A 13,958-nucleotide genomic window follows, 5' to 3' on the forward strand; every position below is an offset into this window, starting at 1 on the left:
CTATTTTCTCTGTATACTCCGTTTATATTGGCTTGACGTATTTCATTCCGTTCCTGAAAGAAATCTACGGGATGCCTGTTGCGTTAGTCGGTGCGTACGGGATTATCAATCAATACGGCTTGAAGATGATCGGCGGACCACTAGGCGGCTACTTGGCTGACAAAACATTCAAATCCCCGTCCAAATATTTGAGACTGGCTTTCGTATTATCCATTATCGGTATGATCATCTTTATTTTCCTTCCGCATGAAACCATGAACGTCTATGTGGGGATGCTGTTCACGCTCGCTTACGGTGCGATCATTTTCACCCAAAGAGCCGTGTTTTTCGCTCCGATCGAAGAAGTCGGCATCCCTCGGGAAATTAGTGGCGCAGCGGTTTCCATCGCTTGCTTAGTAGGTTATTTTCCGTCAATGTTTGCCTTTACGCTGTATGGAAGTATGCTGGATCGGACGCCGGGAATCGATGGATATAAACATGTGTTTATGACCATGATAGGTTTTGCGGCAGTAGGCTTTCTCGTTAGCAGTTATTTGGTGAGGGTCGTAAAAAAGAAAAAAGAGCAAGCGGCAGAACAAGTGCTGTAGCCGTATTCTCAATAAACATCGGATACATGGAGGAGAGCGTACATGAAAATCGGTTTGGAAACAGAGAGCTATCATCTGCAGTTTATTACAGGAAGAATGGATATTTTTCAATTTATTAGAAAGACGGCCGAGCTTGGTTTGGACGGGGTCATGATCAATATTGTGGAGTGGCCGGGACTGCCAGGATGGGGAACGCTCGAATCGTTCGAACCCGAATATTTGAGGAGGGTAAAGGCCGAAATCCAAAAATACGGATTTTTTGCCGAAATGGATACGAACGGTACCGACCCTGCACACTTGACACAAGTGATCGAAGTAGCCCATCAGATCGGGGCGGATGTTATCCGGACATACACTTGTATGGGGRCATACGACCCGGACAGGCTGCTTGCAGCACCAGGAGACATTCGGAAAATTGTGCCGCTACTGCAGAAGTACAGAATAAAGCTGGCTGTGGAAAATCATGAGGAAGAGCTGACAAGCGAGGTTATCCGCATCATCGAGGAAGTAGGCAGTCCATGGGTACGAGCTCATTGCGATGTCGGAAACGGCATGATGGCATGGGAAGATCCGGTCGAAGCCGTCAAAAAATTGGCGCCGTATGCATTCACCACACATTTTAAAGACCACATCATCGTTCATGACGGTGACGATTACCGGGTATGCGGCGTTCCTGTCGGTACCGGCAGCATCGACTTGGAGCAAATTTTCAAAATTCTTGTCGAGCAATCGAGCCTGACACGGATCAATGTGGAAATGTGTTTCCCTTACGCCACTGCTTTCAAAAGAGAACCGGGAGCCGGAGGCGTATTCGAAGTCGGCGAAGGCGCATTTAAAGTCGAGCAGCCTCCTTATGACTTGTCTGACATCAAACCGCTCGATTATTATTATCCGCCGCAAGAGCTTTTGGAGCAAATGATAGCCGATCAAGAGAGAGGCGTGGAGCAATCCATCAAGTATACGCTGGCTTTGAGAGATAAGTATTGCCGGTAACAACATAACGGAAAAGACCGAAGAGGGGCATTCGTGCTCCTTTTTTTACTGTAAATAAATTGGAAGGGCTTGTTGATTCGACGTTTTTAGACAAGGTGCAGATCTTCATTTACTTAAGAAGGGATCGCATACAATAACGATCCCATTTGTAATTGATGTTAAGTAGAAAAGAGGTCTACAATGAAGTAATGACCTTATCTATTATCCCGTATTCGACAGCTTCCTCTGCCGACATGAAATAGTCGCGATCCATGTCCTTCTCGACGCGTTCTAACGGTTGACCGGTTCGTTCAGTCGTAATTTGATTTAGCTTCGCGCGAATGTTTAAAATTCTTTTTGCGCTAATAGCAATATCGCTGGCTTGCCCCTGAGCTCCGCCATGCGGCTGGTGAATCATGATCTCACTGTTCGGCAGGGCGAACTGCTTTCCTTTGGAGCCTGCCAGTAACAGGATTGCGGCGAAGGATGCGGCGAAGCCGGTACATATCGTTTGTACAGAAGGCTTGATATATTGCATGGTATCGTAAATGGCGAAGCCAGCAGAAGTTGAGCCACCTGGACTGTTGATATACATATAGATTTCCTTATCCGGGTCCTCGGCAGTCAGAAATAGCAGCTGGGCGGTTATACTGTTTGCAACTTGATCATCGATTGCAGAACCTAGAAATACGATTCTGTCTTTCAACAATCTTGAATAAATATCGTAGGATCGCTCACCGCTCCTAGATTGCTCCACAACATAAGGAACAAAATTACTCATCTTGATCACTCTCCATCATTCATTTTTTTCGGTATCGACTTGTAAACGAAACAGCTGTCAGAAAGGATACGCATTTATGGTAAGCTTAGTTAGCCATATAATAGTTGAACATGCAGTGAAAACTTTTTCGTATTGCTGTAAGGCTAACGTATGTTGGATGAGGTTGCATAACAAACCAAAGTCCTTACTGCCGAAGGCGTACGAGAGTAAATGAAGCAGATAGATGGAGAGGAAGATAGCGCTCTTACCTGGGGAGATCTGTACATCTGTACATAAGCAAAGGTAATGTTGTAAGTATGACTGTGAAGTCGTGTTGAATGTACTGAAGTCAGCAGAAGTCATCAAGGATTTGGACGAATGGACACGAAGAAGATTACGCATGTGCGTATGGAAGCAGTGGAAATTACCACGAACAAAGGTAAAGAAGCTAGTCGCACTAGGCGTCTCTAAGGGAAAAGTTCATGAATGGGGCAACACAAGGAAGAAATACTGGAGGATTGCAGGTAGTCCCATTCTTCAGTCAACGTTAAATAACCAGTACTGGTTATCTAACGGACTAGAGTTTAACGGACAGGTATGACACATTACGGAATAATTCATGTACCGCCGTATACCGAACGGTACGTACGGTGGTGTGAGAGGACGGGAGTTAGGCGCTCCCTCCTACTCGATTTAAATGATGTTTAATTCTAAAAAAATATCGGAGATAGAAGGATACTCTGGTGGTTCAATATCCTTCAGTGTTCCCAACACAAACTGAGTTTTTCTGCTTCGGCGTTCAAAATATGAGCTAGAGCAAGCTCTTCGAGTGCAATTGAAGCAAGTAAAAATGGTATGGTGTCTCCGATTGTAATTGAGATAGTAGGCATGTCTGCTTGAAACAATAGACAATACAAGCTTCTTATATTATTTCTTTACACTATCTTCATCTGACTATGTTACTTTACTTGATAGGAATAGGAAAGATTATGACTCAAATAAATAATAGTTTATAAGGCAACAATAAAATAAGTTATTCAAGGAAACTTTGTCCAAAAATTCGGAGGAAGATAAAACATGGAAAAAACAATTTTAATCGTAGAAGACGAAGAAATCTTACGCGAAATTATTAAAGATTATCTGCTGAATGAACATTTTAAAGTATTAGAGGCAGTAGATGGGAAAGAGGCATTAACCATATTTCAAGAGAATGAGGTTCATTTAATCATTCTTGATATTATGCTGCCGGAACTAGATGGATGGTCAGTCTGTAGACGAATTAGGAAAACATCCAATGTTCCGATCATTATGTTAACAGCAAGAGTGGACGAAGATGATACATTGCTGGGGTTCGAACTAGGAGCGGATGATTATGTAACCAAACCATATAGCCCACCTGTGTTGTTAGCAAGAACAAAACGACTTCTGGAGAGCAGATTTCGAGAAGAGAAATCACTGGATACTACTTCTTTGACCCCAAAAAATGATAACGATACATTATCTACGAATGGTATTCAAATCCATTTACCTTCGCGAACTTTGACAGTAGATGGAGTGAATATATATCTGACATATACAGAATTCCAAATATTAGCTTACTTCATGCAAAATAGGGGGATTGTCATTACGAGAGAACAGCTCATCACGAAAATTTGGGGTTATGAATACGAGGGAGATGATCGCACCGTGAATACCCATATCCGTAATATAAGAATGAAGCTAGGTGATAAATCTAAAATGATTATTACTATAGTAAGAACGGGTTATAAGTTTGAAGGCCATCGATGAGAACAAGTATTGTATTCAAATTATTTACTTTGACAACGATGTTATGCTTGTTCATTTTAGCAGCTATATATTTGGGACAGACGATATTTTTCAAACAATATTATGCGAACAGAAAAGTAGCTGATATTCAAGCCAATATCCAAACCTATAAGAAAGATTACTTAACAAGCGGTGGAAATGTACTGGCTGTTCAGAAGTTGGAGCAGGACTTTTATCGAGAAAATAATACTTGGATTACAACCTTAGATAGTTATGGAAACTTAAAAAATGTGAATGATTTTTATTTGGAAGTAAAATTAGATAAAATTGAAACTAATCAAGAGTTTGCTGGTGAAACAATTACGGTTCCACTATATAATGTGATTGATATTGATGAGATTTTGAATGCTACCCAAAATGAGTTAAAATCCTCTTTGACTACCGAAGCACGTGTTCAAATTAATGAGTTTAAGAAAGATTCTGCTTTAGTTCCATTTCGATTAGATTTGGAAAAGAGTAGTTCATTTTGGGAAAATGAGAAAATATCTAAACAAATAGATGAACTCTCATTAAAAATAAAATATTCAAACAAAGAAGCAGTAAATCGTATAGAGTTCCCTGTCATTTCATTTATTGGAGCCATTACCAAGATAAGATTGCCAAATGGGAAGGAATCCTCAAGCTTCATTTATACAAACCGCTTATTTATGGAGAGAATTAAAGAGTTCCAAGCCAACTTATTATTCGATGAGAAACCTGATATCTATGAACAACAACAAATTCTTGATTTCACCCAAAACGATGTTAAGTATAAATTATTCATAGATCCAATCGAAGATCAAGAAGGTGGAACCAGCTATATCTTCTCAATGGCCTCTCTGCAGCCTGTAGATGAAGCGGTCCAAATGCTAGAAGACTATTATGTATACATGATCGCTCTTGTGTTTCTTCTTATTGTGCTTACTTCTTTGTACTACTCAAGAAAGATAGCCAGACCATTGTTGCAAATCAATCAGACGACAAAACGGATTGCAAACTTGGATTTTTCAGAAACTATAGGTATTAGCTCCAATGATGAAATAGGCGATTTATCTCGAAGTATCAATTCCCTTTCTTTAACACTTCATTCCTATATAAAGCAATTGCAGATGGACATTGAGAAAGAAAAGCAATTAGAGAGTACAAGAAAAGAATTTATTTCGGGAGTTTCCCATGAGTTAAAGACACCGCTTAGTGTAATGAAAAGCTGCATTTCCATTTTGAAGGATGGCGTTGCAACTCATAAGAAAGATCATTACTTTGAGGCTATGGAAAAAGAAGTCGATAGGATGGATCTCTTGATTGTAGATATGCTTGAACTAGCAAAGTTTGAGTCAGGCACGTATAAAATGAAGATGGATTCATTTTGTATCGATAAGATTATTGAGCAGATTTGTGATCAGTTATCCGTACAGATCGGCAGTAAACAGCTAAATTTGCATACAGAGCTTGCAACTATTGAAGTGATGGCAAATCAACACCGAATAGAACAAGTCATCACCAATTTCCTGACTAATGCCATTCGCTATACACCTGAACAAGAGCATATATATATTTCAGTTGTGGAAGAACAAAAGCTAGTTAAGGTTTCTATAGAAAATAAAGGAGCTCATATTACTACAGAACAGCTAGATAAAGTGTGGGACCGCTTCTATATAGGAGATACTGCGCGCCACCGAGCAAAAGGTGGTACTGGCTTAGGACTCGCTATCTCCAAAAATATATTGGAGCTTCATGGTGTCCATTATGGCRCGATGAATACGGAGGATGGTGTTCTGTTTTTCTTCTATTTGAATAGACAAGAGTAGCTTAACTTCATAAACCACTTTCAAGACGTGAATTTCTRACGTCTGGGGAAGTGGTTTTTTTATATTCTTCATTTCATCTTCATTTCGACTCCGTTTTATCTTTATCTCTCACAAGTACACTATCACTAGACTAACAGATAGCGTCTAAACACGAGAGATAAGTGAGGGGAGAGTTATGAATATGAAAAAAATAGTGATCATTTCCTTATTAACAATCGCAGCACTAATTTCAATCAACTTACTGTTCAAGATGGAAGCGACTGGCTTAAGAAATAGTGAGCCTATCCAGAATCAAGCTATCAAAAAGCCTGATCGTATTTTAGAAGGGAAAACGATAGTCCTTGATCCAGGTCATGGCGGAAAAGATGTTGGAGCAACAGGACAATCCGGTTTAGTGGAGAAAGAAATAACGCTTCAAACCGCCCAAAATATTGAAAGACTACTTTTGGAGAAAACAGGAGCTACGGTGATCTTAACGCGGGATGATGATGAGTTTCTGACCTTATCCGAACGTATGGAAATTACGAAAGAACTTTCTGCCGATCTTTTTATCAGCCTTCATTATGATGCTTTTGAATCTAACAAAGTATCGGGTATAACTACTTATTTTAACAAGAAAGAAGATCAACAATTAGCAGAGCTTGTACATCGTCAACTGTTTAAGGAAAATATGGGAGCAAGAGATAGAGGAGTATCTTTTGGTGATTATCATGTATTACGTGAAAACTCGAGCCCGTCCATTTTACTTGAGCTAGGTTTTATTTCAAATAAAGAAGACGAACAACGAATTAAATCTTCTGAATTCCAAGCGAAATCCGCTTCAATGATTGTCGAGGGTATTATTGAATATTTATCCAATTAGAGTCGGAAGAGTTTATCAAAAAAATGAATGGGGTGTTTTTGAACTCCCCTATTCAGATAAGAGGACAATAATGAAGCTTCAACTATTACTACGAAAGCAAAATATTATCGCGATGGGGTTTCTTGCACCAAGTTTAATTGGCTTTGCTATCTTTTATTTAATTCCTTTTGTGATTAGTGTCGGCTACTCATTTATGGATTCGACAACAAACGGCTCCTTTGTAGGATTTAGCAACTATAGAGACTTGTTTGCGAGTGGTTCTTTTCATAAAGCATCTGCGAACACCATGTTATTTACCGGAATAAACGTCCCGCTTATGCTTATTGTTTCATTGCTGCTAGCACTGCTTCTGAATCAAAATATTTATTTTAGAAAGTGGCTGCGAACTGCCTATATTCTACCTCTCGTCGTACCCGTCGCATCTGTTGTTATGATTTGGCAAATATTATTTGACTGGAATGGGGCGCTAAATAGCGGTCTGCATAGTCTAGGGCTGGATCGTATGGATTGGATGAAATCAGAATGGGCAAGAGGTGTATTGTCGATCGCCTATTTATGGAAAAACGTTGGCTACAATATCATCTTATTTCTTGCCGGACTGCAAAGCATTCCTAGAGATTATTATGAAACTGCTGACTTAGAAGGAGCAGGACCATTCCGTAAATTAGTTAGTATCACCCTTGTTTATTTAACACCAACGATGTTTTTCATTGTTCTGATGTCGATTATTAATTCGTTCAAAATTTTCCGCGAAACGTATTTGATTGCTGGTGATTACCCGCACGATAGCATTTACATGCTACAGCATTATATGAATAATATGTTCTTTTCGCTGGATGTTCAGAAGCTTACAGCAGCCTCGACTTTAATGATTGGCTGTCTGCTGATTATCGTTCTTGGGCTGTTTACACTAGAACGACAGTATAGACGATTTATGGAGTGATGGTGAGATATGAAAAAAATAGCATGTATCAATAAATGGTTGTTATCCGCCGTCCTGATGGTCATTGCGATAATGATGATACTCCCTGTAGTATTCACATTCACCAACTCACTCATGACAGAGAACGAGATTGGCCACAATTACGATCTCATCGGGCAAATGACTGTCTCATCAGGAGTTATGAAGGATCAATTCGTTACATTAAAGCTAATTCCAGATTGGGTTTCATTTGAGCAATATGCAGCAATTCTTCTGCAGACATCAACCTATCTGAATATGTTTTGGAATTCCGTTCTTATGGTCGTTCCTATAATCGTCGGTCAAATCATAGTCGGTTCGCTTGCGGCTTATGCTTTTGCGAAATTATGTTTTCGAGGGCGTGATCACTTGTTCTTTGTTTACATAATCGTTATGCTCATGCCTTTTCAGGTGACAATGGTCCCTAACTATATTGTTGCGGACAAGCTTGGTCTATTGAACAGTGCAAGCTCAATTGTATTACCGGGAATTTTTGCTGCATTCGGCGTTTTCATGCTCAGACAATTTATGTTGTCTATACCTTATTCTTATGTGGAAGCCGCAATCATGGATGGTGCAGGTCATTTGTTGATATTTTATCGAATCATCATTCCATTAATGAAACCTGGTCTAGCAGCACTAGTCGTCCTGCTCTTTGTGGATTATTGGAATATGGTAGAGCAGCCATTAATCTTTCTAGAAGATACATTTAAGCAACCGTTGTCTCTCTATTTATCACATCTTCAACAGGAGGCACGAGGAATCGGATTTGCTGCATCCATGCTTTATATGTCTCCCATGATCCTTTTATTTTTATATGCAGAGTCTTATTTCATTGAGGGAGTTCAGTTGTCTGGCATTAAGGGCTAATACGTATAACCGACACAAAGGAAAGGGGGATCAAATAAGATGCGTTCCGTAGAACATCCTGAATTTAGCCAAAAGAAAATAATCAAGATTGTATTTAGCCTATTTATTGGTTCACTGCTTGTTCTTACTCTTTACAGCAATACGCTGCTCACCTTGAGTTTGCCAAAGGTTTGGACAGAGGAAGGGAGATCGGATCCGCTTATTCAAAACTACAGTAATAGCAGTGTGTTACATCCGCTAAGTGAAGTAGAGTTATCCAACAAAGCTGGATGGATTGTTAAGAATATAGAAGTAAAGGTAGGAGATCGAGTCACCAAGGGACAAACTCTTGTGACTTATCAAAGTCGAGAGGCTGAGCAACGCATCCTAGATGAGGAGGCTAATCTCGCTCGGCAGCGATTAATGATGGAAGGCTTGCAAGACCGTTACATCGAAGCCGTACAAAGTGATGATGAATTAATGCTGCGCAGTGTCAAACGTGATATTGAGATCGCGCGTCTGGAAATCGGTGTACAGGAACGTAAAATGCGATTTTTACAGGAGGACTTTGAGAGACTTGAACTTATCGTGGCTCCATTCAATGGAATCATCACAAAAGTAGCGGCAGTTGAAGGCCTCCCTTCTGATAGTTCCGGACAGGATGTGCTTMTTTCTGATTTAAGTCTTGGTTTTCAACTGTCATTACAAATTCCATCCTCGATTGTTGACCAGTTGGAGATTGGAAACAAACAAACTGTTGACGTCAAGATTAAGGGAGTTACACAATCCATGGAAGGTGTCGTGACAGTCATTGAAAATGTGGAAGCTATAAATACGGGCATGCTTGCAGTTGATAGCGGAGATGGCGACACGACAAACCCCAAGCCTCATAAACGAGTTAAGGTGACCATACAAAGTGCTGAAATATATGGTGGAGAACAGGCCAGCATCCAGTTGAGTAAGTCTTCTACGGCTGGTGAAGGAATTCTTATACCCAATAAAGCTATTCACAGTGAGGGCTCCAAAAACTATATTTTTGTTATGGAAGAAAAGAAAAGCCCGCTTGGGAACACCTTTCATGCTAGAAGGGAATCTATAGAAGTAGGTGAAGCCAATGAGGATGAGGCGATTATCCTTAGTGGGGCGTATGCCGGACAATTAATCATTGTGGAGAGCAGTGAACCGCTGCAAGATGGCAGCAGAGTTAGGCCGAGATGAATGTAACATAATCAAAATAGGGAGTGAATTTTAGTAATGAAAAAATGGTTTAGTATGCTTGTGAGTTTAGTATTTGTAGTGAGTTTGTCAGCTTGTAGTGGAAGTAATACGGAAAGTAATAGTATTGGGAATAAGAATAGTCCGAGTAACATTGTAAGTCCAAGTCCTATTGTGAAGGAAGGTATCATAGAGGATGAAAATAAGAACGCCGAAAAGACCATTGTTTTTTCAGTCCTTGCTGTAAATGATCTCTACAAACAGGCGAAGCAGAGATATGAAGAAAAGCATCCGAATATTACGATCGAATTCAAAGAATTCGCACAAGCCGGCAGCGCTATGATGAGTCCAGCAGAAGTAGAAAAATATATAAAAACGACTAACACAGAAATTCTGTCGGGTAAAGGAGCGGATTTATTCGCTTTGGACATAATTGACTTACCGATCGATAAGTATGTTAGCAAAAATGCGTTCGTCAACTTAGACGAATTAATGGTTAAGGATAAATCCTTTGACCCAAACCTTTATTATATGAACATACTCGATCATTCAAAAATGAATGGCGGCCTTTATGTTTTACCTTCCCATTTTTACTTGCAGGCTTTATTCGGAGATGCGGTTGGTATTGAGAAAGCTAATGTCACAATCGATGATGAGAATTGGACATGGAGTCAGTTTGCAGATGTTGGAAAACAACTAGCCAGTAATGGAGCTAATTCCTATTCATTAGCGTTGTTGTCTCCTGAGGAAATGCTTAACTCTCTAGTTTCTGACAACTATGCCGAATTGGTAGATGGGGCTAACCGTAAGCCGAATTTCGATTCCATGGTCTTTACCGATCTACTTAATCAAGTAAAGAGTCTGTACGATGAGAAAATACTATCTGCTGAATATGTGCCTAGTAATTTTAATCTATCTCAAATATATTCCCCAGAAGATTACCTAGCTCGTCTTTCGTTATATTATAAAGACGGAAAGATTTATCAGAAGCCGCATGCTGCTGGGCAGAAATCCGGGGTTGCGTTTGGCGCTCTTAATAACGTTGCTATGAATTCGAATTCAACTATCAAAGGAACCGCATGGGATTTCATGAAGTTTCTATTGTCCGAGGAAATGCAAAACATCCCCCAACAAGATGGCTTTTCGATGATTAAATCAGTAAATGAGAAAAGGCTTCAAGAAATAGGGAATAAAGGAACGATAGATGTTCCGAAGGCTGGGACCGTACAGGTAAACAAAAAGGATCTTGAATCTATTAAGGTGATGATATCCGAAGCGAGTCTACAAGTTACAGGTGACAATAAGGTTCAAACCATTATTAGGGAGGAAGCAACGGCTTTCTTCAGTGGGCAGAAATCTGCTGAAAGCGTAGCAAAGCTGATTCAGAACAGGGTAACCACATATTTAAATGAATAGTAGGGAATGAATGAAAGAGAAATCTGACGTCAGAATTGATCGTCAGATTTCTCAACTACCTACAAGGAAGTAATCACTTTATCAATAATCCCATATTCAACTGCTTCCTCTGCAGACATGAAATAGTCGCGATCCATGTCCTTCTCTATGCGTTCTAGTGGCTGTCCGGTTCGTTCCGTAGTAATCTGATTCAGCTTCGCGCGAATGTTTAGAATTCTTTTGGCGCTAATGGCGATATCGCTGGCTTGACCCTGAGCCCCGCCATGCGGCTGATGGATCATGATCTCGCTGTTCGGCAGTGCGAATCGCTTTCCTTTGGCTCCTGCAAGCAGCAGAATTGCGGCGAAGGATGCGGCCAAACCGGTACAGATCGTTTGTACAGGTGGTTTGATATACTGCATCGTATCATAAATGGCAAAGCCAGCAGATGTAGAGCCGCCTGGACTATTGATGTACATATATATTTCTTTATCCGGATCCTCGGCAGTCAGAAATAACAACTGGGCCGTTATACTGTTTGCTACTTGATCATCGATAGCTGATCCAAGAAATACGATTCTGTCCTTCAATAATCTCGAATAAATATCGTAAGATCGCTCGCCACCTCTAGATTGCTCCACCACATAAGGTACAAAATTACTCATCTTGTTCACCCTCCATTGTTCATTTATTAAGGTTTCCCCCTGTAAACGAAGCAGATAGCTAAAAGGATACGGTGCTAATAAGTTTCGTACATGCGGTGATAACTTTTTTTAGAATCAGCGTATCTTAATGAGAGGGTTATTCGTTTATAATATATAGTGAATATTATCTGTCGCTGCTGGAGTAGCTTTAAAGCACGAAGGAGGATGGTTGAATGAATGCAGCTCATTTTATCGAGACAATCGGTATTAAATCTGATGAAAATAGAGTGGAGCAGTTACAAAAGGTTATGTATCGTTATTGCTTGTCTATAACGGGGTCTCCTTGGGATGCCGAGGATTTGGTTCAGGATACGTGGCTAAAAGCGATTGGCACAACCAAGCTGCTCGCTCATAATAATCCAGAAGCCTTCTTGCTGCGAATCGCTAAAAATACATGGATCGATCAGTCACGTAGAAAAAGCGTAATCAATCGTATTCTAGAACGAGTACGTCTAAAGGAAATAACTACTTCTAYGGAAATCAACCCATTTGAGGTCGAGAAAATATTTCAAGCCATTATGAAGCATCAATCGCCACTCCAAAGAGCTGTTTTTTTACTTCGTGATGTATTCGGTTATTCAATTAAAGAGACTGGTGAAGTGCTTGAAATGACTGAGGGGGCTGTAAAAGCAGCGCATCATCGTGCGCGACATTCACTTGGTGCCATCAAGCAGGAGATCATGGACGATAAACAACCCGCTCCTCAGACAGAAGCTCTGAAGTCGGTACTTCAAGCGTTCATAGCTTCTTATCTCTCAGGTGATGTTGTGCAGGTAGTGAGGTTGGCACTAGGAGACCAGATTCCACCAGATATTGCGATTGGATTAGCTCAAAACCAAAGAATGGCTAACTCCCGCTCCAAGCGCTATGTCGAGCATCATTCTAATGTAAGAATGGCTGCTTAATGAATGGTGGAGGGGAAACCTCGAAGCTGAAGGAATAAGCTAGAAGATTTTAATGAAAAAAAATGCCCGCCTCTTAATCAAAAGAGGAGGGCATTTTTGATATTAACGCAAAGTTTTCAGTGCACCGCTCCAAGCGAGTACTTGATCAAGCATACCGTTAACATTTGTAAGATGCAGATCAGCTGGTTTGAAAACAGTTCCGTTCTCAAAATCAGTGAATAGCGACAAAGCAGGGTGTACACGTACGTCCGCTACAGACAATTCACCCAAGATTCCACGAAGATGTTCAGCTGCACGAGCGCCACCTACGGAACCATAACTGACGATACCTGCTGCTTTATTGTTCCATGCATCACGCGCATAATCAAGTGCATTTTTCAATGATGCTGATATGCTATGGTTGTATTCTTGAACGATAAATACAAAGCCATCCAAGCTAGCGAGTTTGGCATTCCAAGCTGTCGCTTGTTCTGTAGCATCTGCTTCTCCTAAGAGTGGAAGCTTGAAATCTGCGATATCTACGATTTCATAATTCGCATCTCCGCGTTGATCAGCAACTTTCTTCACCCATTCTCCTACTTGTGGACTTACACGACCTTGACGAGTACTACCTAGAATAATTCCGATATTTAATTTTGACATTGTTTTTTCCTCCTCAGTTATAGTTCTACCAAATAATTTGTCCAAGAAACCCATTTCTCACACCACCAATATTTTTCAAGACTTGAAATACCTCAAACCAACACTACCTTTAATTCAAGTATCTTGAACATGAGATAACAATAACTAATAGACGATGTTTTGTCAAGTTACTTACAGATAGTTAGTTGAAAGAGGTGGATTATAGATCCAGCAAGGAGTTCACTTCAAAAATTTGGTATTATTTACAAAATGATTGACGTTACAGTATACTGTACATGATACAGTTTAATGTAAATATTGCACCATAATATAGAGGGGAGATGATACCGCATGAACCATTACACAGCGAAGCAAATTGCTGAGATTTTGCAAAATGACGATCCTCAGATGAATGTAAGAACGGTCAGATATTACACTCAAATTGGGGTGATCCCAACCTTAGAGTTAGTTGGCAATAAACGAGCGTATACTGACAATCACCTTCATTATTTC

The 13,958-nt window shown here is 40.2% G+C and carries 13 protein-coding genes and 2 pseudogenes; 11 read left to right on the plus strand and 4 right to left on the minus strand.

Going from position 1 to position 13,958, the window contains the following annotated elements:
- Together AC1DWN_RS16285 and AC1DWN_RS16290 are read left to right on the plus strand one after the other, a co-directional pair.
- Positions 1–587, plus strand: a 587-nt coding sequence (locus tag AC1DWN_RS16285) for an MFS transporter (RefSeq protein ID WP_477559952.1), incomplete at its 5' end; no start/stop codon positions are given.
- Positions 588–629: 42 nt separating this feature from the next.
- Positions 630–1,580, plus strand: coding sequence for a sugar phosphate isomerase/epimerase family protein (locus tag AC1DWN_RS16290; protein WP_477559953.1), 951 nt, complete (start codon positions 630–632; stop codon positions 1,578–1,580).
- Between the two features lie 175 nt (positions 1,581–1,755).
- On the opposite strand, the gene clpP (AC1DWN_RS16295) is transcribed toward AC1DWN_RS16290, so the two are convergent.
- Positions 1,756–2,340 (minus strand): ATP-dependent Clp endopeptidase proteolytic subunit ClpP, encoded by a 585-nt coding sequence (gene clpP, locus AC1DWN_RS16295; RefSeq protein WP_477559954.1) that lies wholly within the window; start codon positions 2,338–2,340, stop codon positions 1,756–1,758.
- Between the two features lie 343 nt (positions 2,341–2,683).
- On the opposite strand from clpP (AC1DWN_RS16295), the pseudogene AC1DWN_RS16300 reads away from it, so the two are divergent.
- A pseudogene (locus tag AC1DWN_RS16300) lies at positions 2,684–2,978 on the plus strand (hypothetical protein); the annotation flags it as partial.
- A gap of 52 nt (positions 2,979–3,030) precedes the next feature.
- On the opposite strand, the pseudogene AC1DWN_RS16305 reads toward AC1DWN_RS16300, so the two are convergent.
- A pseudogene (locus AC1DWN_RS16305) lies at positions 3,031–3,209 on the minus strand (alpha-helical endospore appendage domain-containing protein); the annotation flags it as partial.
- A 187-nt stretch (positions 3,210–3,396) separates the two neighbouring features.
- Here AC1DWN_RS16305 and AC1DWN_RS16310 point away from each other — a divergent pair.
- From AC1DWN_RS16310 to AC1DWN_RS16340, 7 genes are all read left to right on the plus strand, one after another.
- Entirely contained in the window at positions 3,397–4,107 is a 711-nt protein-coding gene (locus AC1DWN_RS16310; RefSeq protein WP_477559955.1) for a response regulator transcription factor, read from the plus strand.
- Positions 4,104–5,933 (plus strand): sensor histidine kinase, encoded by a 1,830-nt coding sequence (locus AC1DWN_RS16315; protein ID WP_477559956.1) that lies wholly within the window; start codon positions 4,104–4,106, stop codon positions 5,931–5,933. The genes AC1DWN_RS16310 and AC1DWN_RS16315 overlap by 4 nt, the downstream gene beginning before the upstream one ends.
- A 181-nt stretch (positions 5,934–6,114) precedes the next feature.
- Entirely contained in the window at positions 6,115–6,795 is a 681-nt protein-coding gene (locus AC1DWN_RS16320; RefSeq protein WP_477559957.1) for an N-acetylmuramoyl-L-alanine amidase family protein, read from the plus strand.
- A 70-nt stretch (positions 6,796–6,865) separates the two neighbouring features.
- Positions 6,866–7,738: a carbohydrate ABC transporter permease gene (locus AC1DWN_RS16325; RefSeq protein WP_477559958.1), complete on the plus strand. Its 873-nt coding sequence runs from the start codon at positions 6,866–6,868 to the stop codon at positions 7,736–7,738.
- A gap of 9 nt (positions 7,739–7,747) precedes the next feature.
- On the plus strand, positions 7,748–8,626 hold the full coding sequence (locus AC1DWN_RS16330) for a carbohydrate ABC transporter permease (protein ID WP_477559959.1): 879 nt from the start codon (positions 7,748–7,750) through the stop codon (positions 8,624–8,626).
- A 39-nt stretch (positions 8,627–8,665) separates the two neighbouring features.
- A complete protein-coding gene (locus tag AC1DWN_RS16335) occupies positions 8,666–9,823 on the plus strand; it encodes an efflux RND transporter periplasmic adaptor subunit (RefSeq protein ID WP_477559960.1) in 1,158 nt (385 codons plus the stop codon).
- 36 nt (positions 9,824–9,859) lie between these two features.
- Positions 9,860–11,236, plus strand: coding sequence for an ABC transporter substrate-binding protein (locus tag AC1DWN_RS16340; protein WP_477559961.1), 1,377 nt, complete (start codon positions 9,860–9,862; stop codon positions 11,234–11,236).
- A 59-nt stretch (positions 11,237–11,295) separates the two neighbouring features.
- Here AC1DWN_RS16340 and clpP (AC1DWN_RS16345) read toward each other — a convergent pair whose 3' ends face one another.
- Positions 11,296–11,880, minus strand: coding sequence for an ATP-dependent Clp endopeptidase proteolytic subunit ClpP (gene clpP / locus AC1DWN_RS16345; protein ID WP_477559962.1), 585 nt, complete (start codon positions 11,878–11,880; stop codon positions 11,296–11,298).
- A gap of 212 nt (positions 11,881–12,092) precedes the next feature.
- Between clpP (AC1DWN_RS16345) and AC1DWN_RS16350 the strand changes: the two genes are divergently transcribed.
- Positions 12,093–12,824 (plus strand): RNA polymerase sigma factor, encoded by a 732-nt coding sequence (locus tag AC1DWN_RS16350; RefSeq protein WP_477559963.1) that lies wholly within the window; start codon positions 12,093–12,095, stop codon positions 12,822–12,824.
- Between the two features lie 102 nt (positions 12,825–12,926).
- Here AC1DWN_RS16350 and AC1DWN_RS16355 read toward each other — a convergent pair whose 3' ends face one another.
- Positions 12,927–13,466, minus strand: coding sequence for an NADPH-dependent FMN reductase (locus AC1DWN_RS16355; protein WP_477559964.1), 540 nt, complete (start codon positions 13,464–13,466; stop codon positions 12,927–12,929).
- Positions 13,467–13,958 lie beyond the last annotated feature (492 nt).

This window comes from Paenibacillus sp. P4_A7 (assembly GCF_056402455.1).

Coding starts and splice junctions, on each gene's coding strand:
- AC1DWN_RS16325 (WP_477559958.1), top strand. CDS start 6,866: ATGAAGCTTCAACTATTACTACGAAAGCAAAATATTATCGCGATGGGG.
- AC1DWN_RS16355 (WP_477559964.1), bottom strand. CDS start 13,466: ATGTCAAAATTAAATATCGGAATTATTCTAGGTAGTACTCGTCAAGGT.
- AC1DWN_RS16330 (WP_477559959.1), top strand. CDS start 7,748: ATGAAAAAAATAGCATGTATCAATAAATGGTTGTTATCCGCCGTCCTG.
- clpP (WP_477559954.1), bottom strand. CDS start 2,340: ATGAGTAATTTTGTTCCTTATGTTGTGGAGCAATCTAGGAGCGGTGAG.
- AC1DWN_RS16310 (WP_477559955.1), top strand. CDS start 3,397: ATGGAAAAAACAATTTTAATCGTAGAAGACGAAGAAATCTTACGCGAA.
- clpP (WP_477559962.1), bottom strand. CDS start 11,880: ATGAGTAATTTTGTACCTTATGTGGTGGAGCAATCTAGAGGTGGCGAG.
- AC1DWN_RS16340 (WP_477559961.1), top strand. CDS start 9,860: ATGAAAAAATGGTTTAGTATGCTTGTGAGTTTAGTATTTGTAGTGAGT.
- AC1DWN_RS16320 (WP_477559957.1), top strand. CDS start 6,115: ATGAAAAAAATAGTGATCATTTCCTTATTAACAATCGCAGCACTAATT.